Here is a 22,843-nt window from a genome sequence, read left to right on the forward strand (position 1 = left end):
CATGGCCTCTTATCTCAAACTCAAAGCCCAAGAAGAGACCTGGCTACAGCGCCATGCTCGCCCGATCTTGGCAACCTTGGCGGGCTTGGGATCCCTGTTGACGGCCTACCTTACCTACACCAAGCTGACCGATCAACCTGCCGCTTTCTGCACAGGAGATGGGGGGTGTGACCTGGTGCTCTCCAGCCGTTGGGCAGAGTTTTTGGGGATCCCGACGGCAACAGTTGGCCTACTGGGGTTTCTGGCCGTTTTGGCCTTGGCGGTTTTGCCGGATGGCATCCCGCTGGTGAAGCGGTGGCGCTGGCCGGCCCTGTTTGGCCTGGTTTCCGCCATGACCGCCTTCGAGATGTACATGCTTTACCTGATGGTGGCGGTGCTGCGGCAGTTTTGTCTGTATTGCACCACCGCCATAGTCTTGGTGGCGGGGCTGTGGGCGGTAACCCTGCTGGGCCACCGCTGGCTGGATTGGGGCAAGCTGGCCTTCAGCTATATTCTCGTAAGCTTTCTCACCTTGGTGGCCACCATTGGGGTGTATGCCAACCAAGTTCCCCCACCCAGCCCCCTGGCGGCAGGGTTGGCGGCCCACCTGCGGCAGATCGGCGGCACCATGTACGGGGCCTATTGGTGCCCCCATTGTCAGGAGCAGAAGGAGCTGTTTGGGTCGGCTTTTGAACAGGTGCCCTACGTGGAATGCTCCCCCAACGGCCCCGGTACGCCCCAAGCCCAAGAATGCACAGAAGCGGGGATCACCAGCTATCCCACCTGGATTATCAACGGCCGCACCTACGTGGGGCTGCGCTCGCTGGAAGCCTTGGCGGCAGCTTCTGGCTACTCCTTTGAGCCCGGCGAAGGACAGTAGTTCTGATACATTTACGCTGAACACTGCTGAACATCACTGTTCAACTATGCAGCGATAGCATTCTGCTTGTTTCCATTCGCGTTAGCGGGACGGAGTCCAAACAGAATGGCGGTATCCCGCAGAGCTTTGAGTAGAATACCCAAAGCGCAGTTTCCGTGTCGTCTTACTACCAATTTTCTGCTTTGCTTTGGCTACCATGTTGGCAGACTCGAAAGTAAACAGAAAGATCAACTGGTAGTAATCCGTACTGAACATATTATACATTATTTTCAGTATAGTTGAGCTTATTATTGACTAGAGTCATGCTCCGGCGGCGGTGGCAAGAAAAGATGTACGCGGTTGCGCCCCGCCTGCTTGGCCTGGTAGAGGGCCTCATCTGCCTTCTGGAGAGCGGCCTCAGGTGCTAGGGGGCCATCTTCGCTGAGGACGATCCCGCCAATGCTGATGGTGACAGGCAGGCTGCGCTGGGGCGCAACCTCAATTGGCCGGCTGGCGATGGCCCGGCGCAGAGACTCGGCGTAGCGGTGGCAGCGGGCGGGGTTGAGCCCAGGGGTGACGCAGACAAATTCTTCGCCGCCGTAGCGGTAGAGCAGGCTGGAGGGGCGCAGTTGATTGTGCAGCCGCCCAACGATGGCCTGCAACACGCAGTCGCCGATATAGTGGCCGTAGGTGTCGTTAACCTGCTTGAAGTAATCCACATCCATCATCAGCAGGCAGAGATAGCGATAGCGGGCTTGCTCACGCGGCCCCACCTGTTTGAGCAAATGTGGCAACGCCTGGTCGAGGGCGCGGCGGTTCAAGGCACCGGTCAAGGGATCCGTCAAAGACAGAGACTCCAACAGCTCGTTGCGGGCCCGCAGTTGCCGGTTGGCCTGAGCCAAAGCTTGGGTAAGCCGCTGCAGGCGCAGCCCCGCCCGCACCCGTGCCCGCAGCTCCTCAGGATCGATCGGCTTGGCGATAAACTCATCTGCCCCTGCATCCAGTCCCTGCACCCGATCCTCAACTTCGGAGCGGGCGGTGAGCAAGATGAAATAGATGAACTGTCCGGCGGGCAAGTTTTTTAGACGGCGACACAACTCCACTCCAGACAAACCCGGCATGACCCAGTCGCAGATGATCAAATCCGGCCATTCGCTTTCATCCAGGGTCTGCAGGTGCTCCCAGGCCAACTGGCCGCTTTCCCAGCTTTCCACCCGGTAGTTGGAGCTTTTGAGGACTTCGCCGATGTAACGACGGTTCACCGGGTCATCGTCGATGACCCAAATGCAGGGAACCTGAGCCGGCACCTGGCTCCACGAAACTTCCTCCAAGGGCAAGGACTCCGCCCCGCCAACGCGAGCAGAAGGCAGGCTGGAGGAAGACCCCCAGCCTTCGAGTTCAGCTGACAACATCAAAAGAAAGCTAGAAAGCTCTGATACGGTGAATAATGCCGATCCTATCCCCAAAGGCTAGCTGCAGCTAGAGCTGGGAGTGGCCAGGCAAGCCGGATTGGTGGGCCGTTCGCCCAGGCCAAGGTGCAACGCTTCCACAAACTGTCGCACCCGGATTGGGTCGATGAGGGGAAAGGGATCCGCATAGCCCGCTGGCATGCCGGCGGAACGGGCCGGCCGTTTCAAAGAACTGGCCACAATCACGCCATCCGCGTGGCGGATGAGGTTGCCGATGTTTTCGGCGGTGGCTCCTGAGCCAATCAACAGAGGTACCTGAGGGGCGACTTGGCGGGCCAGCTTCAGATCTTTCAGAAGAGGCGGCTTTCCGGTGGCCCAGCCAGAGAGAACGATGGCATCGGCCAGGCCGCGCTCCACCGTGTCGGCGATGGCCGCCTCCAGGCTGATGGGACTCAGGGGCTGGGCGTGCTTCACCAGCACATCGGCAAAGATCTTGATGTCGGCCCCCAGCTCGCGGCGGTAGCGCAGCAGGCGGTGGGCATTTCCCTCGATGATGCCCTGGTCGGTCACCATCGCCCCGCAGAGGACATTGACCCGGATAAACTGGGCCCCCACACAGGCGGCAATGGCTAGGGCGCTGTAGCCATCGTTGCGCAAGACGTTGATCCCGATGGGCAGGGAAACCAGCATCTTGATCCGCTGCACCACCACGGTCATGGCGCTCACCACCGCCGCATCCACCCGCTCCTTGGCAAAGGGGGCATCGTAAAAGTTCTCGACGAGGATCCCGTCCACGCCTCCTGCCGCCAGGGCGGTAGCGGCCTGTTCTGCCTGCGCGATCACCCACTCCAAGTCCCCTCCCCAACGGGGCGAGGTGGGCAGCGGCAACAGATGAACCACCCCAATAACCGGATGGGGGGTTTTGAAAAGATGTTGCAGCAGAGTCACCGGCAAGTTCCCTCAGGGATCCATAACAATCTTACGCCCGGATTGGATCCCTGTCGGCATTCTCTCCGGGGAGGAAGGGGCGGGATTCCTGGCAGCGGCCAGGCCGCGCAACAGGCGGGGAACTAGGCTTGGCCCTTCATAGACCCAGCCTGTATAGACCTGGAGCAGGCTGGCCCCGGCCTCCAGTTTCTCCATGGCATCGGCCAGGGTGAAGATGCCCCCCACTCCAATAATCGGCAATTGCCCCTGAGTGGCCTGGTGAATGTAGCGGATCACCTGGGTGGAGCGCTGCCGCAGGGGGGCGCCGCTGATGCCGCCGGCTGCCGCGGCGAGGGGCCCCAGCCCTGGCAGGAAGCGGGTTTTCAGGTTGTCGCGGCGCAGGGTAGTGTTGGTGGCTACAAGCCCCGCCAGTCTGTAGGCTTGGGCCAGCTCCAGGATGGCGTCAATTTCTGGCCAATCTAGGTCAGGGGCAATCTTCACCAAAAGGGGCTTCTGTCCGCGATTTTCCCCCTGCAACGTCGCCAGGATGGGCGCCAACTGCTCGGCAGCCTGCAGGGATCGCAATCCCGCTGTGTTGGGGGAGCTGACGTTGACCACAAAATAGTCTCCCAGCTCCCGCAACAGACGAAAGCTGGCCAGGTAGTCAGCCGCCGCCTCCTCCAGGGGGGTGGCCTTCCCTTTGCCCAGGTTGATGCCGATGGGAATGGGACGTTGGCGCAGCCGGCGCAGCCGTTCGGCCAGAGCTGCCGCCCCCTGGTTGTTGAAGCCCATGTGGTTGAGAGCAGCCCGATCCTGGGGCAACTGGAACAGGCGCGGCTTGGGGTTGCCCGGCTGAGGCCCAGGAGTGACGGTGCCCACCTCCACAAAGCCAAAGCCCAAACTGGGCCAGACGCCCACAGCTAGGCCATCCTTGTCAAAGCCTGCGGCCAGGCCAATGGGATTGGGGAAGGTGAGGCCCCAGAGCCGTACTTCCAGCCGCGGATCCCGATAGCAGAACAGGCGCTCCAAAAGAGCCAGGATCCCGGTGGCCTGGGTGGCGTCCAGCCACTCCAAGGCGCGCAAGAGCCCCACCTTAACCGTTTCCGGGTCAGCCCTCAGGCCCGAAAAAATCAAGGGCCGCAGCACATCTCGGTACAGGTTCACAGCAAAGACTCGCTCCCAAGCTGTCACCCCTCTTGTTGATCTTCCCCAAAAAACAGGGGCCTGCAAAAGTCTCCTCTGCAGGCCCCCGCTTTTGAGCTTAGGCGGGAACTGGCCCGGCCAAGCCGAGCACCACCGGCCTAAAGACTCTTAGCCTTCCGGCTCAAACACTTTCAAGTCGACGATCTGCCCGCCCTTGAAGGTCCAGTGGGCAAAGGTTCCGGCCACGTCTCCGTTCTCGTCGAAGTTCAGCGAGCCGGAAGCGCCAGTGTAGTCAATGTCCTCCCCTTTCTTGAGTAGCTCCACTGCCTTGGCCCACTCTCCTGGCAGGATCTCGGTGCCGGGGGGATTGGCCACTTGCCGCAGAGCATCGCGGATGGCGGTGCCGTCGGCGCTGCCGGCCTTTTGAATGGCCAGAGCCAAGACAAAAGCGGCATCGTAGGCCGTGTCGATGTAGGGGGTGGGGGGCAGCTCCCCGTAGGCAGCTTTGTAGGCTTCAGCAAAGATTTGGTAGGCTTTGCTGTCGGTCAGAGCCTGGGGCGAGGTGCCGATGGATCCCTCTAGCTTGTCCGCCCCCACCTGGGTGGCCAGATCGGGAGAGCGCATGCCATCTGTGAAGACAAAGCGGTCAAATAGCCCCCCTTCCAAAGCCTGCCGCAGGATGATCGCGCCGTTTTCGGGATACCCGATCAGCACCAGCGCCTGGGGATCCCCTTCCTTGAGCTGATCCAGCTCGCCGCGGTAGGAGGCTTGGCCGGGTTCGTAGGGAACCGACTTGGTAATGGTGCCGCCCCGCTTTTCAAAGGCGGCCTTGAAGCTGTCGGCCAGCCCCTTGCCGTAGTCGTTATTGATGTAGATGATGGCCAGGCGCTCCAGGTTTTCTTCGCGGGTAATTTGCGCCAGGGCTACCCCTTGGAAGGCATCGGAGGGAACGGTGCGGAACAAGAAACCATTGTCGTCCAGGGTGGTGATGGTGGGAGCGGTGGAAGCTGGCGAAATTTGCGGAATCTTGCTGGGAACCGTTACTGTCGTGGCCACCGGGATGGTGATGCCGCTGCCCAGGGCGCCAACAATGGCGGCCACCTTCTCCACGTTCACCAGCCGCTGGGCAGCATCGATAGCCGGCTGGGCTGAGGTTTGGTCATCCGCCTCCACCACTTGGATTGGGGATCCGAGGACGCCGCCAGCGGCGTTAATCTGATCCAGAGCCAGCTTGATGCCCTTGAGGCAGTTTTCCCCATAGGCCTGCAGGTCGCCCGTCAAGGACAGCAGCGCTCCTATTTTGATCGGGGTTTGGGCTGCTTGCTGAGCTGTGCTCGGCAGCAGGGTGGTGACCAGTGCCGCCGCCGTCAGGGCCGCCGCCGTTGCGAAGGCCCGCCGAGTCAGTTTGTGCATGGGAGACATAGCCAAGAACCTCCAATGAGAGAATAAAACTGCGATTCCCAAAAGTTGTATAGAAGCGGACGTTGGCTCACCTCGGAGAGTTCCCCTCTAGAGTTGGCCCAACCCCCGGGGAGCAGCTTCCTGGCAAACCTATTCTCGAGTTTGGTTAAGTAAGGCTCATTATCCTACGATGAAAGTTCATAGAATGGCAAAGTCATCAGGTAATGGAGTTTTCCCAGAGCAGCAGCGTGATCGTTATCGACAACATCTCCAAACAGTTTGGCGGCGTCAATGCCCTGGATCGCTGTTCCTTCCGCATCGAAGCTGGCCGGATCACGGGCTTGATTGGCCCCAACGGGGCGGGGAAGACAACTCTTTTCAACATCATTGCCGGGTTTATTCGACCCAGCAGCGGCCGCATCTGGCTAGATGGAGAAGATGTCACCGGCTTGCCTCCCCACCAGTTGTTTCAACGTGGGCTGGTGCGCACCTTCCAGATCCCGCGGGAGTTTGGCCGCATGACCGTTCTAGAAAACTTGATGGTCGTTCCTCCTAAGCAGGCGGGGGAAAACCTGTTCAACGCCTGGTTTCGCTGGCGGCGGGTGCAGCGGCAGGAGCGCCAGCTTCAGGCTCGGGCTGGAGAAGTTTTGGAACGGCTCAACCTCATCCACCTGCGGGATCAACTGGCAGTCAACCTTTCGGGCGGGCAAAAGAAGCTGCTGGAACTGGGACGCACCCTAATGGCGGACGCGCGGGTCATCCTCTTGGACGAGCCGGGGGCTGGGGTCAACCGCACTTTGCTGGCAGACCTAATCCGCTTTATCGAGTACCTTAACCGCGAGCGCGGCTGCACCTTCTGCATCATTGAACACGACCTGGATCTGGTGACCCGCCTTTGCCACCACGTGGTGGTCATGGCGGGGGGAAGGGTGTTAACCCAAGGATCCATGCAGGAAATTCGGCAAAACCCTGCCGTGCGGGAGGCCTATTTGGGATCCATCGCTTTAGCAGATGCCCTCAGCTCGGAACCGGCCTCCACCCTCTCGCCGGAGGGATCCCCGCCATGACCCCCTTGCTCGAGATTCAAGATCTCTACAGTGGCTACCGCGGCGTGGACATCCTCAAAGGGATCCGCCTCAAGGTCACTCCAGGCCAAATTGTAGTGATCATCGGCCCCAACGGGGCGGGCAAATCGACAGTGCTCAAGTCTCTTTTTGGATTGGCCACCGTCCGCTCGGGCCGAGTGCTGTTCCAAGGTTCTGACATCACGCATCTTGCTGCCGAGCAACTGGTGCGGCGGGGGATCGGCTTTGTGCCTCAGACCAACAATGTCTTTCCCTCCCTCACCGTCGAGGAAAACCTGGAGATGGGAGCCTTTATCCGGCGCGACGACTACACTGCCCAACTGGAGCGGGTTTACGAGCTGTTTCCGCCCCTGAAGGAGAAGCGAAAGCAAGCGGCGGGATCCCTCTCCGGCGGGCAACGGCAGATGCTGGCCATGGGGCGGGCGCTGATGGCGGAGCCGCAGCTGTTGGTGTTGGACGAGCCGACAGCCGGCCTGTCGCCGCTGTATGTCGAGCAGACCTTTGCCCTCCTGCAGGAGATCAACCGCCGCGGCGTCAGCATCCTAATGGTCGAGCAAAATGCCAAGCAGGCCTTGGCTATAGCGGACTGGGGCTACGTCCTCTCCATGGGAGAAAACCGCTTTGAGGATACCGGCCCCAACCTATTGCACAACCCCGAGGTGTTGGAGCTATTTTTGGGCGGCTGAGGCCCTCACCCTCGGGGAGAGGGGAGCTAAGCAGAGCCGGCCAGTTGCAGTTGGCGCAGTTGGGCTGCCTGCTTGAGAAGGGCTTCCACAAAGCCCATTGCCTCCTGGGCGGAGTGGCCGGCAGCCAGTTGGGCCAATTCTTCCCGGCGCTCCCCTTCTCTCAGCGAATCCACCCGCACGCAGGTTCGCCCTTCTTGCACCACTTTGTAAACCCGCAGGTGGTGATCGGCTAGGGCGGCAACCAGGGGCTGGTGGGTAACGCAGAGAACTTGGTGGCTACGGGCAATCTGGTGCAGTTTGGCGGCGATGGCCTGCGCTACCTTGCCGGATACGCCAACGTCGATCTCGTCGAAGACCAGAGTAGCCACCGGATCGACGCGGCTGAACACCGCTTTTAAGGCCAGCAGAAAACGGCTCATCTCGCCGCCGGAGGCAATGTCGGCCAGCGGCTGCAGGGGCTCGCCGGGGTTGGGGCTAAACCAAAAGCTCACCTGATCCACCCCTTCGGCGGTGGGGGATCCGGCTTGGATCTGCACCTGGAACTGCACACCGCTCATCCCCAGGGGCCCAAGCTCCTCCACGAGAGCCTTTTCCAGTTGGTGGGCCACCTGCTGCCGCAGATGCGAGAGCATCTGGCAGTGGCGCTCCAGCTCCTGGGCTGCCTGGTCTAGCCGCGCCTCTAGTTCCTCCAAGTCGGTGCTCTCGTCCCGCAGTTGGGCCAGCTCTGCCTTGAGCCGCTCCGCGTGGGCCATCACCTCGGCCAGGGTGGGGCCGTATTTGCGGCAGGCCTGTCGCAGTTGGGCTAGGCGCCGTTCAATTTTGCTTAGCCGACTGGGATCCGCCTCCAGGGTCTCGCCGTAGCGCAGCAGCTCCCGCCCCGCCTCCTCCACCTGAACGAGGGCGCTGCTGACCATCTCGACTAGGGGAGTTAGGTCGGGATCCCGCTGGGCCATGCTCTGCAGCAGACGCTCGGCTTGGGCCAGGAGATCGGCAATGGCCGGCGAGCCGCTGTCATTTTGGTAGAGCAGTTGGTGAGCGGCATAACTCTGCTGCTGCAGTTCCACGCGGTGGGCCAGGCGCTCCCGCTCCCGCTCCAATTTGGTCAGCTCGTCAGGATCCTCCAGGCGCAGGGCAGCCAGTTCTTGGGCTTGCAACTCTAGGAGATCTAGCCGCTGCAGCCGCAGGTGTTGGTTTTGCTGGCGGGAGGCTATCTCTGCTTTGAGCTGGCTCCAGGTTTGGTAGCAAGCTGCCACCTCTGAACGCAGGCGCAGCAGCTTTTCGCCGCCAAAGGCATCCAGCCAGCGGCGCTGGGTTTGGGGAGACTGGAGTTGGCTTGTCTGGCCCTGGGCGGTGATCTCCACCAGTTGGGAGCGCAGGCTGAGCATCTGAGCCTTGTTCACGAGCACCCCATTGACTCGCAGGCGGCTGCTGAGCTTGCCGTTGCGCATCACCAGCTCGCGGCTGCAGACCAGGCCTTCTTCCAAAGGTTCAATTTGCTCTTGCTCTAGCCAGGCCTCCAGCGCGGCCGTAGGCTGGAAAATGGCTTCCACCAAGCCCCGATCGCTGCCGCTGCGCAGAGCGCGAGCCGGTCCCCCGAGCGCGGCATCGAGGGCATCGAGAATGATAGATTTGCCCGCCCCTGTTTCTCCGGTGAGCACGTTCAGCCCCGCCCGAAAGGGAATCTCCAAGTACTCGATCAGGGCGAAGTTCTCGATCCGCAACAGGCGCAACATAGGGATCCCGTTGGCCTTCCTGTCTTAGGTTAGCCCACCTGCCGACTTAGGCGGAACGGGGGAAGAGCAGCTTCAAGGGGTGGCCTCCGGCGTCTCCTCTGTTCTAGCAGCGGTATCGGCAAGCGGCTCGGAGGTAGCGGCTGAGGCATTGGGTGTATTAGGCGCTACCTCTGCCTCCTGGAGAGAGGCGGAGGGTTCGAGCTCGGCTTTTGGCTCTGTGGCGGTGGGCTCGGGGGCAGCGGCAGCGGCTTGGGCAGCCTCTTTTTGCTGTTGCCGCTCGTAACGGCGTCGTTTGATCCCCTCATCCACCCACACGTACACCAGACTGAGAAGGGAGAGCCCCGCCGTTCCAATTAAAACCCAGAGTAGAGTGTTGTCTATCGTCATGAGTGAGATCCGTCAAACTCTGCTGCCAACGGAAAACGCCGCGCCCAAGGCTTGATCTTACCGTTGAAGCTGCTCTGCCCAATCTTAAAAGACGGGATCCACACTTTTGCCATGCGCTACCTCAAGTTTTACAAACCCTACGGCGTGCTCACCCAATTTACCGACCGGCAGGGGCGGCCAACCCTCAAGTCTTTCATCCCGGTGCCCAAGGTCTATCCGGTGGGGCGGTTGGATCGCGATAGCGAAGGTCTGCTTCTGCTCACCGACGATGGCCGCCTCAACGCCCGCCTGATCGATCCCAAGTTCGGCCACGAGCGCACCTACTGGGTGCAGGTGGAAGGGATCCCCACGCCCCAGGCCCTGCAGCAGTTGCAAGAGGGAGTGGTCATTCAGGGGCGAAAGACCCGGCCGGCTGAGGTTAGAGTGCTAGCCGAGGAGCCGGAGCTGCCGCCGCGGGATCCGCCCATCCGCTTTCGCCGCTCCATCCCCACCACCTGGCTGGAGCTGATGCTGCGGGAGGGTCGCAACCGCCAGGTGCGCCGCATGACCGCCGCTGTCGGCATTCCAACCTTGAGATTGGTGCGAGTGGGGCTGGGGCCCCTCTCGCTGCAGGGGCTGGCCCCTGGCCAGTGGCAGGAGCTCAGCGAGGCGGAGTTGGCCCGCTTGCGGCACTACTGTTTTGGCCAGTCGCGCTGTCCCTTGCTCGGGCGGAGGTTAAGTCTACAGAACACCTTTTGAGCTGGGGATCCCATCCTGTCGGCGCGGATCCCGTTCTACGGCCATGCGCAGGGCGCGGGCAAAGGCCTTGAAACTGGCTTCGACAATGTGGTGGGCATTGAGGCCAGCCGCCTGGCGAATGTGCAAGGTCATCTGGGCGTGGTTGGCCACTGCCTGGTAGAACTCCCGCACCAACTGGGTTTCGTAGCGGCCAATGCGCTCGACGGTCAGCTCCAGGCCGTAGCTGAGGTGGGGGCGCCCGGAAAAGTCCAGCACCACCTGCACCAAGGCCTCATCCAAAGGCGCCCAAAAGTGGCCAAAGCGGTAAATGCCGCGCCGATCCTGCAGCGCCTGGGCTAGGGCTTGTCCCAGCGCGATGCCCACATCTTCGTTGGTGTGGTGGTCGTCGATGTGCAGATCCCCCACCGCTTTGATCTGGAGGTCGATCAGCCCATGGGTGCTGAGCTGGGCCAGCATGTGGTCCAAGAAGGGGATCCCGGTGTCGATCTCATGCTGCCCTTTGCCGTCCAGGCTAAGGCGAACCTGCACATCCGTCTCTGCTGTGCGACGCTGAACAAAAGCCGTTCTGGGCTGGAGCGAGCACGTGGAGTTTAGGGCAGTCATGGGAAGGGTATCGAGGCAGCCAGGAAGTCCCAACTCTAGAATCGCACAAGCCTGTCGCTCTCGACAGCTTCCCAGCCGCGGCGGAGATGGCCGCTTCCCTGCTGGCAAGGGGATCCCGGAAGCAAAAAGGTTGGCGGCAGCTCCTCACCCCCGACCTCCCTGGCCGGGCCTCTGCTGCAGGGCTCCCAATAGATGCTGTAGATTGCCCAGAGAGGTTGTTGAACAAGGGGGTGGCTTTGCAGGATTGGCAGCAGGTTCAATCTGCCCTCAAGCAGTACTGGGGCTACGAGGCGCTGCGCCCCCCTCAGGATCAGGTGATCCGCGCCTTGCTGGAGAAGCGGGATGCCCTAGTAGTGCTGCCAACGGGCTTCGGCAAGTCCCTGTGTTTTCAACTGCCGGCCTTGCTGCAGACAGGTCTGACCCTGGTGGTCTCGCCCCTGATTGCTTTGATGGAAGACCAAGTGCAGGATCTCTGGAGGCGCCGTCTGCCGGCAGCCTGTCTGCACAGCGAGCTGGATCCGGCTTTGCGCAAGCGGGTGTTGCGGGCTTTGGAAGGGAACCGGCTGCGCCTCCTGTATCTAGGGCCGGAAACCCTCTTTAGCCCGCCGGTCTGGAAGCGGCTGCAGCAGGTGTCCCTCAACGGCCTCATCGTCGACGAGGCGCATACCTTGGTGCACTGGGGGGGATCCTTCCGGCCCGACTACCCCCGTCTGGGATTGGTGCGCCCTGCCCTGGGCCAGCCTGCTTTTCCCATCGCCGCTTTTACTGCCACCGCCGATCCCGAAACCCTCAGCCGCCTGCGCCACATCCTCAAGCTGCGGGATCCGGAGTGCATTCGCGCCGATCCCCTGCGGGCCAATATCTCCCTCAATGTGGAGGTGGCCTGGAGCCCGGCGGATCGCCGTCGGCGTCTGCTGCGTTTTCTAGTCGAAAACCCCGGCTCGGGCCTGGTGTACGTGCGCACGCGGCGGGATGGGGAGGAGCTGGCCGAGTGGCTGGGCCGCCACCACCAAAAAACCGCTGCCTACCACGGCGGCCTAGAAGCAGGATCCCGCCGGCGCTTGGAACGGGCCTGGCTGGAGGGCGAGCTGCGCTTTTTGGTCTGTACCAACGCCTTCGGCATGGGCGTCAACAAGCCGGACGTGCGCTGGGTGCTGCACTTTCACCCGCCCCCCAATTTGATGGACTACCTGCAGGAGGTGGGGCGGGGTGGGCGGGATGGCGGCCCCTGCCGGGCCCTGATGTTGGTCTCGGAGCCGACGGGCCTGCTGGATCCCACCGATCGCCAGCGCCAAGCCTATTTCTATTCCCAGCAGGAGCGCCTGCTGGCCCAGGCGCGGCGTTTGCTGACAACTCTGCCCCCCCAGGGATCCTATGCCGACTTGCCCCCCGGGGAGACGCGGGTGGCCCTGGGCCTGCTGCAGGAGATGGGCTGTCTGCACTGGCCAGATCCCTTTCACTTCCAGGTGCTGCACCGCCACTGGCAGCCGCCGCCGCGGCAGGATCCCTGGCGGGGGATGGACGACCTCATCCACAGCCGCAGCTGTCGCTGGCAGGTGATCCTGCGGCATTTTGGCTACCCTGAGAACCAGCCCGGCCTGCCCTGCGGCACCTGCGATCGCTGCCGGGCTGCCCAAAGGCGTTGATGGTTTCGGCAGCCGGCAGAGGGGTTAGGATCTTTGCGCTTGCCCGGCGTTTTCGCAAAGGATAGGATCCCCTCGCTTTCCCCTTGCTGATGGTGTCCATGAGTGGTTCGGGATCCCCGGTCGCTGCCCTTGAGCAGCCCTTGTCCTTAGCACGGCAGGTGGCGCAACTGCTGGTGGTGCCGGTCTCGGCCCGTTTGGGATCCCAGTCTCCTCCCCGCGAGATCCTCAAGCGACTGATCCAAGAGGTGGGGATCGGGGGCCTCTGGATTACTGAGGGCCATGTAGCAGAGGCCCTGCTGCTGATCGAGGAGGCGCAGTCTTGGGCTGCCCTGCCCCTTTTGGTGGCAGCCGAGGCCAGTCGCGGCCTGGCCCTACAGGGGGCCACTTCTTTCCCCCACCCCCTGGGCCTGAGCCGCCTGGGATCCGAAGCCGAGCGCTGGGCGGAACAGTGGGGAAGGATCACGGCGCGGGAGGCGGCGGCCATCGGCATTAACTGGCTGCTGGGCCCGGTGGCGGAGCCCCTGGGGCAAGGCCCAGCAGAGCTGGCGCTGGCGGAGGAGCCACAGCTGGCGTTGCAACTGGCGCGGGCCTTTGTGCGCGGCTGCGAGCAAGCGGTTCCGGAGGGGATTCTAACCACCGCCAGAGCCTTCCCCGGCCAGGGCTGGGCAGAGGGGCGGGCCAACCCTCTGCTGTTGCTAAAGCCAACTGCTGACCCCTGGTGTCCTCGCCTGAGCCTCAGCTTGGACAAGCTGCAAGCAGGACTCTGGCTGCCGTTCCGCAGCTTGGTGGAGCAGGTGGGAGCCATCTCGGTTGCGCCAGTGGTGCTTCCCGAGTGGGACGAGCGCTGGCCGATCTCTTTTTTGCCGGGGCGGCTGACCCAACTGCTGCGCCAAGAGTGGGGGTTTAGTGGACTAATTGTGGCAGAGGGCCTCGATCAGGGCTTCTTGGACGAGCTGGCCGTTGGCGTCGGCTCCTCTCCCCACCTGCTGGCGGTGCGGGCCCTCCAGGCCGGCGCCGACCTCCTTTTGGCCCCTCCCGACCCAGTGGCGGCCGTCACAGCCATTGTGGAAGCTGTGCGGCAGGGATCCCTGGACGCCCAGGCCATTGCCCAATCGGTGACGCGGGTGCTGCGGGCCAAGCAGCGGCTTTTCCCCTCCGCCTCCGCCCTGCTCAAGCAAGTGTGGCCGGCCCTGGCGGAAACGGATTTCAGCCTGGTTCCCGGCTGGATGGGGGCTAAAGACCCCACCGACCCCGCCCTCTGCCGCGGCTTTTCCGACGAGCAACTGAAACCCCTGCTGTTGGGAGATCCCCTCGCCAAGGACTCACCTCTAGCCAAGCTGTTCGGCACACGTCCGCCTCTGCCCAGAGTCGCCCGGTTGGGATCCCTCTTGGCCGAGCAGGATATTGCTCCCTGTCAAGCTGCCATGGCCCGCGGCGGCGTGACAGGCGGCCAGGCTTTGCCCCTGCCCGCTCCCCCCGGCAGTTGGAACTGGATCTGGCAAGATCTCGCCCCTGGCGCTGAGACAGCAGGGCTATCGGCGGCCTCTCCCGCCCTCAGCATTCCCGCCGGCCTCGGCTTCTCTCCTTTGCTCAGCCATCCTCTCACCCCTTTGAGCTTGCTGGAGACGGCCCTGGGCAGCGCCGGCCAACTGATCTTCCAGGCCTTTGTCGAGGAGCCTTTGCCCAACTATGTGCTGGATTGGCTGCAACAACAACGAGAGCGGGTGGCAGCCGTCGTCGTTTATGGTAACTTATCCTTCTACCGACGCCTGCAGGCGCACTTTCAGTGGGCCAACGCCATCCACAGCCTCAATCCTGATCCCTGGGCCCAGGCAGAAGCTATGCAGCGTCTGTTTCCCCACCGGCTCATCCCGGAGAAACCCGAGCCTCAGCCAGCATCGACAAATAATTAAGAAAAAGTAAATACCATTGCAGATTGTTGGCAGAAAGGGGCCCCTGAGCTATCGTATTGATGGAAATGTAAACTATTGAAACGGTTTCTCTCAGGGTTGTCTGTGCCTTCCTTCCTCTCAGACATCGCTGGATCGGGCAGTTCTCGCCCCTCTGGTGACGGTGAGTGTGAGCTTGAGCGAACCTCCCCGCAGCGTCCGCAACCGTTCCTCCACTCTTTGCAAGCGCTGCTGTCAGGGCGCTGGGCGACAAAGCTTGGACTGGGCTTGGCTGTTGTGGGTCTGGCAATCCTCACCTGGATTTGGCTGGCTGCAGGAGCTGGGCTGGATCCTTACACTAAAGCCGTCCTCAGCCTAGAGGGTCAGCCCAGCCATGGTGCTTCGTTGTTTGCCCTCAACTGTGCCGCCTGTCATGGAGAAGAAGCCGATGGCCGAGTTGGCCCCAGCCTGCGGGGAGTTAGCAACCGCCGCTCCGACCGGTTTATCATTCATCAGGTAACCAGTGGCAAAACTCCGCCTATGCCCCAGTTTCAGCCGGATCCCCAGGAGATGGCAGATTTGCTCAGCTACTTGAAAACCCTCTGAGGCCAGCTCATGGGCCTGACCCAGCAGCTTGCTTGCTACGCTCTCTGGCTGGCCTCCGTATTTGCCTTTGCGGAATGGCTGCGCTCCCGACAGGTGGATGGGGAATGGGTGCGCAAAGTCGTCCATATCGGTGTGGGCAATATCATTCTGCTGGCCTGGGCCTTGCAGGTGCCCCGCTGGCTTGGGGTGGGGTTTTCCTTGGTGTTTGCCGGCCTGGCGCTGCTCTCCTACCGGGTGGCTATTTTGCCTAGCTTGAATGGGGTCGGGCGGCGTAGCTTCGGCACTTTCTTCTATGCTGTCAGCATTGGCCTGTTGCTGTATTGGTTTTGGCTGCCGCAGCGACAGGTATTCGCGGTGATTGGCATTTTGGTGATGACCTGGGCCGATGCGCTGGCGGGCTTGGTGGGCAAAACTTGGGGCAAGCACCTCTATCAACTGGGATCCCTTCAAAAAAGTTGGGAGGGATCCCTGACCATGTGGGCAGTGAGCAGCTTGGTGATTGCGGCGCTGCTGCTGGGGTACTTCGGCTTTTCTCCCTCCTTGCTCGCCATCAGCCTCTTGGTGGGAGGCCTGGCCATGGGCCTAGAGGTCTTCTCTTGGTGGGGGCTGGATAACCTGACCGTGCCTTTGGCCAGCGCCGGGCTCTGCTTTGCCCTGCTGCAGCTTCTGGACGAACTGTACCTGTAGCGGAGTTGCTACTACTGTGACGGGTTTGGCGCGGAAGCGACTTCTAGGCCCCGCGGCGTTCTTGTTCTCGCTCTTCTTGTTGCTGCCACTGCCTGATCAGCTCTTTCGCTGCCTGGGGGGTAAAGTAGTCCAGCTCCATCAGCTTGCGATAGGTGAGGAGCTGCCGCATCTCCAGGGGCATGTCTGCCTTCCGGTAAAAGTAATGGATGCGGCTGATGTTTTGCTCCATCTCGGCGAACTCCTGCTCCCGCTGCATTTGCCTTTCCTGCTTGAGCACCTTGTGGGGAGCAGACATGCGATTCGGGATCCGCTGCGCGCTGGTGGCTTTGCTGGCGAGAACCCGATGGGCTCCGCTTTGCCGACTGTTGGCGCCGTTGAAACGGCTGAAAAAGAAAGAGAGCATCCGTCAACCTCACACAGGCAGAGAAAAGAGGGTCGTCTTACACTAACTTTACAATATCAAGCTTAGATAAAGCTGTGAAGCCGCCAGTGATCTGGATCCCTTTTGGGAAAGCCCGTACCTTTCACAGGGCAAGGAGTGTATCTCTCCTGTCCCTTAGGAGAGTTGAGGCAGAGACAAGGCTTGGCTTGGGCAGGCAGACTTATGGAGGATGTTATCAGTATTTACACGTATGCTTGGACGAAGATAGGGTCAAAGCGCAAAATTATTTGCGGGCTTTCACGCACAATGACAGGGATCTTGAATAACTGTTACATGGTGCTTGCCCGGAGGCGCTACAGGTGAGATTCGTCGCCGCTCAGCAGCCAGGTAACCGAGACACCCAGCGCCTTGGCAAAAGCCACCAGCTCTTTGTCGATGACGCGCCGTTTGCCCTTTTCCACCTGGCCGATCTTGACGTAGTCCAACTGCACGCCGTACTTAGCCAGGCGACCCGCCAGTTGATCTTGGGTCAGTTGCAGCTTCTCCCTTACCCAGCGCACCCGCTCTCCGATCAAGTTGGCCGATGGAGGGTGCTGGTTGAGGTTAGACTCCATAGGAGCAAGAGATTGTGAATATTCTTTTCCAGACTGAGGAAGCCGATGGCTCCCGCGGCGCCCCATGGTAGCCTATGCTGGCAAGGCTACCCCTCCTCTTCCACTTTATAGAACCTGTGGGAGCCTGCTCGACAGCAGGCGAGCTAGCTGTCTCCTGAATATCTTACACAAGGTCTAGATCGAAAATCGCTTATGGATGTTTTCGCGCAGGATGCGCTGCCGGCGAGAACTTGGCAGATGGGATCCCTGCCACTCCCGCACCCAGCCGGAAAAATTTCCGGGCAAAAAAGAGGGCCATGATCGATTTTCGCTCGCGCCAGGGGGAGAAACTTTTCTAGACTAGGAGGTGACGTTTTCTCCTCACTTGGCCGTGGTTTTCTCTCGTCCTCATCCTGAAAACATTGCCTCGTCCCGCCAGGAGCTCGACGATCTCTGGCTTGAGGCCGAGTCTGCCTCTCAGGATCCGGCTGCAGAGGCCGACCTAGAGCCGGGCGCCAGCGGGTTGCGGCTGAATGAAGACGCCGTCGATCACTACTTGAATACAATTGGTCGGGTGCCCCGCATCGATCACGCGGAGGAGATCGAGCTGTCGCGCAAAATTCAGCAGAAGCTGCTCATCGATCAGGCCCGCAGGGAATGGCGGCAACAGTGGGGGCAGGATCCCAGCGATGAGGAACTGGCAGCAGCCCTGCAGATTCCTGTGTCTACCCTGCGCTCCCGCATCCGCCAAGGGGAACAGGCTCAGCGCAAGCTAATCAACGCCAACCTGCGCCTGGTGGTCAGTGTGGCCAAGAAGTACCTCAACCGGGGGGTGCCCTTTTTGGACTTGATCCAAGAGGGCAACATGGGTCTTATTCGGGCCACTGAGAAATTCAATGCCGAACGAGGTTTTCGCTTCAGCACCTATGCCCACTGGTGGATTCGCCAGGGCATTACCCGCTGCATTGCCAACCAAGCCCGGACGATTCGCCTGCCGGTGCATATGGTGGACAAAGTGCGTCTGCTCAAGCGCACCAACCGCGAGCTGATGAAAGCCCGAGGGCGACGGCCCACAGAAGCCGAACTGGCGGAGGCGCTGGGCATCAAGGTTAAGAAGTTGCGCATGATCCAGCAGGCTGCCGCTTTGCCCCTGTCGTTGGATGTGCCGGTTGGCCAGGAAGGGGAAAGCCGCCTGGGGGATTTGCTGCCGGATGAGCGGCAGGAGCAACCCTTTGAAGAGATCCTCGTGCAATCTCTGCGGCAAGATGTGCGTTCTGCCATGCAGGCCCTGAAGCCCATCGAGAGGCAGGTGCTGGAGCTGCGCTATGGGCTGGATGGGCAAAGGGCGAGAACTCTGCGAGAAGTCGGGGATCACTTTAACTTAACGCGGGAGCGGATTCGCCAGATCGAGCGGGATGCTCTGCGCAAGCTGCGCCTAGGCCATCCTTCGCGGGCTTTGGCCCAGTACATTCGCTAGCTTTTGCCGCAGCCTCCCGGGGTTCGGGCGGGGATCCCCGCGCGAGACGGGTTTTCAGCCCTTGGGATCTGCCTTGCAGCCCCCTAAAGTGACATCCTCTCCCGCTAAGCCCTGACGGGCTGTAGACGGGAGCTTCCGAGAATCACTTCCCGGAGTTGCTGCTTCAACGGACTGGTAAACCAGGATCCTCCACAGCCAGAGAGCGGCAGTCCCACCGCCCTGAGTCCTCGCTTCAAAATCTCGATAGCAGCGTTCAAGTCTCTGTCCCACGACCCGCAACGGGGGCAATCATGCACCCGTTCCGACAAGGTCTTGGGAACACGCTCCTCACAAACACAACAATTTTGGGACGTACCACGGGGATCCACTCTCAACACCTGTTTGCCGCGTTTGACCGCCACTGCTGTCAGAATGTCAAGAAATCGTCCCCAGGCCGCATCCAAAATCGATTTAGCCAACCGAGTCCGTGCCAGCCCTCGGACGTTGAGATCCTCCACCACCAACAGGTCGTATTGCCCCACCAGCCAGTGCGCCACTTGGTAGTGGAACGCTTTGCGTTGTCGGGCAACGTGCAACTGCAAACAAGCAACTTTCGTGGCCTGTTTCTTCCAGTTGGCGGACCCCTTCACCTTGCGGCTCAGTTGCCGCTGCTGTCGGGCCAAGTGCTTTTGAGCTTGGCGGTAGTACCGCGGGATAGGCACCACCTCCCCATCGCTGGTGGTGAGAAACCTATCCAATCCCACATCAATGCCCACCGCCTTTTTGATCGGCACAGGCTCTGGGGAAGGGACGCTTTTGTCCTCCAAGGTGATGCAGACATACCACCCATCGGCCTTGCGCACCACTGTGCAGGTTTTGGGCACGAACCCCTCTGGTAAGGGGCGGTGCAGCACCACAGGCATCGAGCCAATCTTGCTCAGCCGCAGAGTCTCCCCTTCCAGATGCGCTCCCGCCTTGGGGCAATTGATGCGGGGGAATGTGAAGGATCTCAACTCCCCCGCTTTTTTGAAGCGGGGCCGCCCCCGCCGCTTGCCTGTGCTATCCGGCACCTGCCACGCTTTCCACGCCTTGTCCAGCCGCATCAAGTTTTGCTGCAGCACCTCGGCGTAAATGCCCCGGTAGGCCGGGAACAGTTGCTTGATTTGTTTGAGGGATCCGGCCTGCCGATAATAATTCGGCTCCAGCGGAGCTTCTGACACAGGCAACGGACAAGAGACAAGACTGCAACGGTCAATTGGGCAACAGGTTGCGGTCAGCCAGTCTAGTCTCTGCCCCAGAGCGTCGTTCCACTGCCGCCGCAACAATTCCAGCCACTCGGTCATCAGAGCGGCTTGGTCGTCGCTGGGCAGGATCCGGTACTCGTAGGTGATAATCATGAGACGGTTCTAGCATTTAGCGCAACGAGCTACAACATAGGCCATCGTTCTGTTTACAGCCTACAAATCCACTTGGTGCTGGTGACAAAGTACCGTCGTCGGGTGATACAGCCTGTTAAGGGCTCAAGGGGTACAATAGCAGCACTTAGCAAACCAACTTCGGAAGGAGGATGGATTGATCAGTAGTAAAGAAGTCTTCACTATCTGCTCCATGCTATATTTCCCAATTCTGCAAAGCTGCCGAATAAAATGCTTCAACACCGACCACATCATCTCAATGGGATTCAACTCCGGCGCATACACAGGCAGGTATAGGATTCGTGCTCCTGTACCCCTAATCAATTCCTCAACTTCCCGACTCTTGTGGATATTTAAATTGTCCATAATCACAACCTTCCTCGCATCTAGCTTCGGACATAGCTCGCTTCTCAAAAACTCCAAAAAGTCTCCTTTCTTCATCCCACCCTTGATGACACGACAGCCAACTACACCTCTCAAGGAAATAGCTCCAATAACCGTATACTTTTCACCCTTGTATCTCTGACGATAATGATAAGCCCTTTGACCACGTAAACTCCGAGATACTCTCCGCTCCATTCCCTCCCAGACTGCCGTCTGGTCGATGGCAATCAAATCCTCCGCTGGAATATTCCTGACTTCTTGACTATAAGCTAGTCGTTCCCTTTGCACCTCCTCTTCTTTGACTTTTGCACTGCGGTAGGTCTTTTTTTTAGAGTCATTCCTTGCTTTTTCAAGAAATTATGTATCGTGACGATGCTTACATTGATTCCTAAGCGCTCGCGCAACAGTTCTTGATACTGCCACAGGTAGAAGTCTGGGTGTTCTGTAATAATTGCCATCACTTCCTGCCGATGTTGTTCCAAAATGCCCACTCGCTTGGTGCCTGCTTTCTTAGGAGCTAAATCTTGAGTTTGTTGGTACTGTCGCACCCAGCGGTGTACTGTTCTTTTGGTAACCATGAAGCGTTTAGCTACCTGGCGGATGGAGGTGTTACCTGCCTGGTAGGCTGCTACAACTCTTTGCCGCAAATCCAAAGAATGAGTCGGCATTCCTTTCTCTCCTTCCTCTTGAATACCTGTACCCTATTTTAAATTGAAAGGCTGTAACTGCTCCAATGTTGCAGAGGCTGGAAGATATATTTCGAGCGACCTGCCAAAAGTGGCGCTGTTCCTTGGTGGAGTTCAACGGTGAGGCGGATTATGTGCATCTGTTGGTGAGTTTTCCGCCGGATGTCCAGGTCTCAAAGCTGGTGAACAACCTGAAAACAGTCTCCAGCCGGTTGATTCGCAAAGAGTTCGTCACAGAGGTGGCACGGTTCTACAGCAAGCCTGTATTTTGGGCAGGGACCTATTTTGTTGCCTCTTGTGGTGGGGTCACCGTTGAGGAGTTGAAGAAGTATGTCGAGCAGCAGGCAACGCCCAGATTGTGAGACTCAGGAGCATTGAACCCCTTCGTCTCACCGCCTATCCTCCAGCCCGCCAAGCTGCGCTGTGGCGGGAGTACCCCGGAGGTTCTGATGGAGAATATAGCCTCGAGGAGCAGCGACTTATCGAAGATCTCATCCGCTTCGACTGGCCGGAAGACCAGGGGAAAGATCTCGCTCCCCTCTCCCCTGAGAGGAGCTGGCGGCCCAGCTGCAGCGGGAGTTGCGGGAAGATTTCCTGCGCACGGCGGTGATGACAGCCGTTGCCGACGGGGTATATTCCGAGCCGGAGGACCGTCTGTTGCACCAATTGGCCGCTGCCTTCGGACTGGAGCTTCCCCAGCTCCACCTGCTCGGGGCCACGCTGGTCAATAAGGGCGCCACCTCGCCATTGCCGGCAGAGGCTCAGGCCGAGAGCGGCTATACCGACCTTTTGGCTCCCTTGCAGAAGTGGCTGGACGGCATCCAAGTCTGCGACGCGAAGGTAGCCCGCTTCTTGTGCCGTATGATCCCCGGCCAGTGCCCCTTTGAGCGGGAGGTGGTGCTGTTTGGCCGCAAGGTGATGCACATCCCCCCATGTGCAAGCTCAACCCTCTCTACGACCAGGTGGTGGCCTTGCGCTGCCGTGCCCTCTCCTTCCTGGCAGAAGCCGGGGAAGACATCAGCCAGTACACAAAAGGATAGCTTGGTAGCCCCGCACTTTAGTGCAGGGCGGAAAAGCCCGCTAGCCACTTTAGTCGCTTACCCATGATGTGGGCCGTTGATATAGTTTTGAATTACCTCAGCCCTAGCATTCCCCGCGGTACAGAAACAATAACTTCTGCTCCAAACGCTAGGCAGTTTTCGCAGGTTAGCAAACTCCTGCCTTAAATATTTAGAAGCTCTACTTTTGAATGCTTTACGAAGCGATGGGCAAGCTATGGTGAGCTTTGCGCTGAGATGGCGAGAACCCAAAACAAGCACTTTATCGCAATGTATGTTTCCGCCGCACAACAGACCTGTAAGTCTGTAGCTAGAGTGGAGCTATGCTAAGCCTGCCCAGCCCCAATCGCTGGATCCGGGAAAAGCTCTAGCAATTGACCACGGAGTCAACAACTGGCTTACGTGCGTTAGCAACTTAGGACATAGCTTCATCATTGGTGGCCGCAAAGTCAAGTCCTTCAACCAGTGGCACAACAAGGAGCTGGCTAGGCTCAAGACTCACAAGCTGCGAGGGTTTTGGTTGCAAAAGCTTCGTCGAATTACGGAAACCGGAGAATGCGGTCCACAAAGCTGCGGGCAAGGTCATTGACTTCTGTTTACACCACTCAATTGGGAGAATCCTCTTCGGTTGGAACAAAGAACAAAAATAAGAATGCGGTTTTAACCAAAACTTTGTTTTCATCCCAACAGGTCGGTTCAAGGAGCGTATCGCGCAATTATGTTGGCATTATGGCATGGAGTTTATTGAGGTAGAGGAAGCGTACAGCTCGCAGGCAAGCTTCCTAGATCCTAGATGGAGATGAGCTACCTAATTATGGTGAAAAACCCGACGGGTGGAGACCCTCTGGAAAGCGTATCAAGCGGGGCCTGTACCAAACGGCAAAGGGGTGGTTGGTCAACGCTGAGGCAAATGCTGCCGCCAACCTGCTTAAGAAAGTCAGCAGAACCTTGGGGCTTTGCCTTCAGGAACTGTCTAGAGGCGCTTTGACAACGCCGTTGCGAGTTCTTTTGTGGACTGCGTAAGCATCCCCCGCCTTTAGGCGGTGGGAGTCTCAATTGATAGTTCGCACTCAAGCATGGCGAAGCCGAAC

At 59.9% G+C, this 22,843-nt stretch carries 21 protein-coding genes and 4 pseudogenes; 13 read left to right on the forward strand and 12 right to left on the reverse strand.

Going from position 1 to position 22,843, the window contains the following annotated elements:
* Window position 1 precedes the first annotated feature (1 nt).
* Window positions 2–859: a vitamin K epoxide reductase family protein gene (locus CYA_RS12255; RefSeq protein WP_011431403.1), complete on the forward strand. Its 858-nt coding sequence runs from the start codon at window positions 2–4 to the stop codon at window positions 857–859.
* A gap of 287 nt (window positions 860–1,146) precedes the next feature.
* On the opposite strand, the gene CYA_RS12260 is transcribed toward CYA_RS12255, so the two are convergent.
* The 4 genes from CYA_RS12260 to CYA_RS12275 all read right to left on the reverse strand — a co-directional run bounded on the left by CYA_RS12260 (window position 1,147) and on the right by CYA_RS12275 (window position 5,739).
* Entirely contained in the window at window positions 1,147–2,169 is a 1,023-nt protein-coding gene (locus CYA_RS12260) for a diguanylate cyclase (protein ID WP_228375353.1), read from the reverse strand.
* A gap of 138 nt (window positions 2,170–2,307) precedes the next feature.
* On the reverse strand, window positions 2,308–3,195 hold the full coding sequence (gene btpA / locus CYA_RS12265) for a photosystem I biogenesis protein BtpA (RefSeq protein WP_011431405.1): 888 nt from the start codon (window positions 3,193–3,195) through the stop codon (window positions 2,308–2,310).
* Window positions 3,196–3,207: 12 nt separating this feature from the next.
* Window positions 3,208–4,338, reverse strand: a complete 1,131-nt coding sequence (locus tag CYA_RS12270) for a quinone-dependent dihydroorotate dehydrogenase (RefSeq protein WP_011431406.1) — start codon at window positions 4,336–4,338, stop codon at window positions 3,208–3,210.
* A 147-nt stretch (window positions 4,339–4,485) separates the two neighbouring features.
* Entirely contained in the window at window positions 4,486–5,739 is a 1,254-nt protein-coding gene (locus CYA_RS12275) for an ABC transporter substrate-binding protein (RefSeq protein WP_011431407.1), read from the reverse strand.
* 203 nt (window positions 5,740–5,942) lie between these two features.
* Between CYA_RS12275 and CYA_RS12280 the strand changes: the two genes are divergently transcribed.
* The gene (locus tag CYA_RS12280) at window positions 5,943–6,785 is read left to right on the forward strand and encodes an ABC transporter ATP-binding protein (RefSeq protein ID WP_228375354.1); all 843 of its coding nucleotides are present in this window, start codon (window positions 5,943–5,945) and stop codon (window positions 6,783–6,785) included.
* Window positions 6,782–7,489, forward strand: a complete 708-nt coding sequence (locus tag CYA_RS12285; protein WP_011431409.1) for an ABC transporter ATP-binding protein — start codon at window positions 6,782–6,784, stop codon at window positions 7,487–7,489. The genes CYA_RS12280 and CYA_RS12285 overlap by 4 nt, the downstream gene beginning before the upstream one ends.
* 26 nt (window positions 7,490–7,515) lie before the next feature.
* On the opposite strand, the gene recN is transcribed toward CYA_RS12285, so the two are convergent.
* Both recN and CYA_RS12295 read right to left on the reverse strand, forming a co-directional pair.
* Complete coding sequence (gene recN / locus CYA_RS12290) at window positions 7,516–9,222, reverse strand: DNA repair protein RecN (RefSeq protein WP_011431410.1); 1,707 nt, start codon at window positions 9,220–9,222, stop codon at window positions 7,516–7,518.
* A gap of 72 nt (window positions 9,223–9,294) precedes the next feature.
* Window positions 9,295–9,609: a hypothetical protein gene (locus CYA_RS12295; protein ID WP_011431411.1), complete on the reverse strand. Its 315-nt coding sequence runs from the start codon at window positions 9,607–9,609 to the stop codon at window positions 9,295–9,297.
* 111 nt (window positions 9,610–9,720) lie between these two features.
* On the opposite strand from CYA_RS12295, the gene CYA_RS12300 reads away from it, so the two are divergent.
* A complete protein-coding gene (locus CYA_RS12300; RefSeq protein ID WP_011431412.1) occupies window positions 9,721–10,347 on the forward strand; it encodes a pseudouridine synthase in 627 nt (208 codons plus the stop codon).
* Here CYA_RS12300 and hisB read toward each other — a convergent pair.
* Entirely contained in the window at window positions 10,330–10,950 is a 621-nt protein-coding gene (gene hisB / locus CYA_RS12305; RefSeq protein ID WP_011431413.1) for an imidazoleglycerol-phosphate dehydratase HisB, read from the reverse strand. The two genes, CYA_RS12300 and hisB, sit on opposite strands and share 18 nt — an antisense overlap.
* A gap of 236 nt (window positions 10,951–11,186) precedes the next feature.
* Here hisB and CYA_RS12310 point away from each other — a divergent pair, with 236 nt between their 5' ends.
* From CYA_RS12310 to CYA_RS12325, 4 genes are all read left to right on the forward strand, one after another.
* Entirely contained in the window at window positions 11,187–12,596 is a 1,410-nt protein-coding gene (locus tag CYA_RS12310; protein WP_148203232.1) for a RecQ family ATP-dependent DNA helicase, read from the forward strand.
* Window positions 12,597–12,685: 89 nt separating this feature from the next.
* The gene (locus CYA_RS12315) at window positions 12,686–14,509 is read left to right on the forward strand and encodes a glycoside hydrolase family 3 N-terminal domain-containing protein (RefSeq protein ID WP_228375355.1); all 1,824 of its coding nucleotides are present in this window, start codon (window positions 12,686–12,688) and stop codon (window positions 14,507–14,509) included.
* Window positions 14,510–14,773: 264 nt separating this feature from the next.
* Complete coding sequence (locus CYA_RS12320) at window positions 14,774–15,091, forward strand: c-type cytochrome (protein ID WP_011431416.1); 318 nt, start codon at window positions 14,774–14,776, stop codon at window positions 15,089–15,091.
* Between the two features lie 9 nt (window positions 15,092–15,100).
* Complete coding sequence (locus CYA_RS12325; protein WP_011431417.1) at window positions 15,101–15,778, forward strand: diacylglycerol/polyprenol kinase family protein; 678 nt, start codon at window positions 15,101–15,103, stop codon at window positions 15,776–15,778.
* Window positions 15,779–15,821: 43 nt separating this feature from the next.
* Here the strand turns inward: CYA_RS12325 and CYA_RS12330 are convergent, their stop codons facing one another.
* On the reverse strand, window positions 15,822–16,181 hold the full coding sequence (locus CYA_RS12330; RefSeq protein ID WP_011431418.1) for a hypothetical protein: 360 nt from the start codon (window positions 16,179–16,181) through the stop codon (window positions 15,822–15,824).
* Between the two features lie 332 nt (window positions 16,182–16,513).
* Window positions 16,514–16,774: a helix-turn-helix domain-containing protein gene (locus tag CYA_RS12335; RefSeq protein WP_041438621.1), complete on the reverse strand. Its 261-nt coding sequence runs from the start codon at window positions 16,772–16,774 to the stop codon at window positions 16,514–16,516.
* Between the two features lie 346 nt (window positions 16,775–17,120).
* Between CYA_RS12335 and CYA_RS12340 the strand changes: the two genes are divergently transcribed.
* Window positions 17,121–18,230: an RpoD/SigA family RNA polymerase sigma factor gene (locus CYA_RS12340; RefSeq protein WP_228375356.1), complete on the forward strand. Its 1,110-nt coding sequence runs from the start codon at window positions 17,121–17,123 to the stop codon at window positions 18,228–18,230.
* Window positions 18,231–18,334: 104 nt separating this feature from the next.
* On the opposite strand, the gene CYA_RS12345 is transcribed toward CYA_RS12340, so the two are convergent.
* Complete coding sequence (locus CYA_RS12345; protein ID WP_011431422.1) at window positions 18,335–19,606, reverse strand: RNA-guided endonuclease InsQ/TnpB family protein; 1,272 nt, start codon at window positions 19,604–19,606, stop codon at window positions 18,335–18,337.
* Here CYA_RS12345 and CYA_RS14900 point away from each other — a divergent pair.
* Window positions 19,562–19,714: pseudogene (locus CYA_RS14900) on the forward strand (IS200/IS605 family transposase); the annotation flags it as partial. The gene CYA_RS12345 and the pseudogene CYA_RS14900 overlap by 45 nt on opposite strands.
* A 15-nt stretch (window positions 19,715–19,729) precedes the next feature.
* Here CYA_RS14900 and CYA_RS14470 read toward each other — a convergent pair.
* Window positions 19,730–20,676, reverse strand: a protein-coding gene (locus tag CYA_RS14470) for an IS630-like element ISSoc15 family transposase (RefSeq protein WP_148203215.1) whose coding sequence is annotated in 2 segments (ribosomal slippage) — window positions 19,730–20,340 and window positions 20,340–20,676 — 948 coding nt in all. Because the reading frame shifts where the segments join, the coding sequence is not laid out codon by codon here.
* A 47-nt stretch (window positions 20,677–20,723) separates the two neighbouring features.
* Here CYA_RS14470 and tnpA point away from each other — a divergent pair.
* Both tnpA and CYA_RS14270 read left to right on the forward strand, forming a co-directional pair.
* Window positions 20,724–21,056: pseudogene (tnpA, locus tag CYA_RS12360) on the forward strand (IS200/IS605 family transposase); the annotation flags it as partial.
* A 247-nt stretch (window positions 21,057–21,303) separates the two neighbouring features.
* Window positions 21,304–21,734: pseudogene (locus CYA_RS14270) on the forward strand (Mo-dependent nitrogenase C-terminal domain-containing protein).
* 57 nt (window positions 21,735–21,791) lie between these two features.
* Here the strand turns inward: CYA_RS14270 and CYA_RS14275 are convergent.
* Window positions 21,792–21,950: pseudogene (locus tag CYA_RS14275) on the reverse strand (transposase); the annotation flags it as partial.
* A gap of 175 nt (window positions 21,951–22,125) precedes the next feature.
* On the opposite strand from CYA_RS14275, the gene CYA_RS15775 reads away from it, so the two are divergent.
* Complete coding sequence (locus CYA_RS15775; protein WP_346426100.1) at window positions 22,126–22,341, forward strand: hypothetical protein; 216 nt, start codon at window positions 22,126–22,128, stop codon at window positions 22,339–22,341.
* Window positions 22,342–22,843: the final 502 nt, after the last annotated feature.

Source organism: Synechococcus sp. JA-3-3Ab (assembly GCF_000013205.1).
Taxonomy (GTDB): Bacteria; Cyanobacteriota; Cyanobacteriia; order Thermostichales; family Thermostichaceae; genus Thermostichus.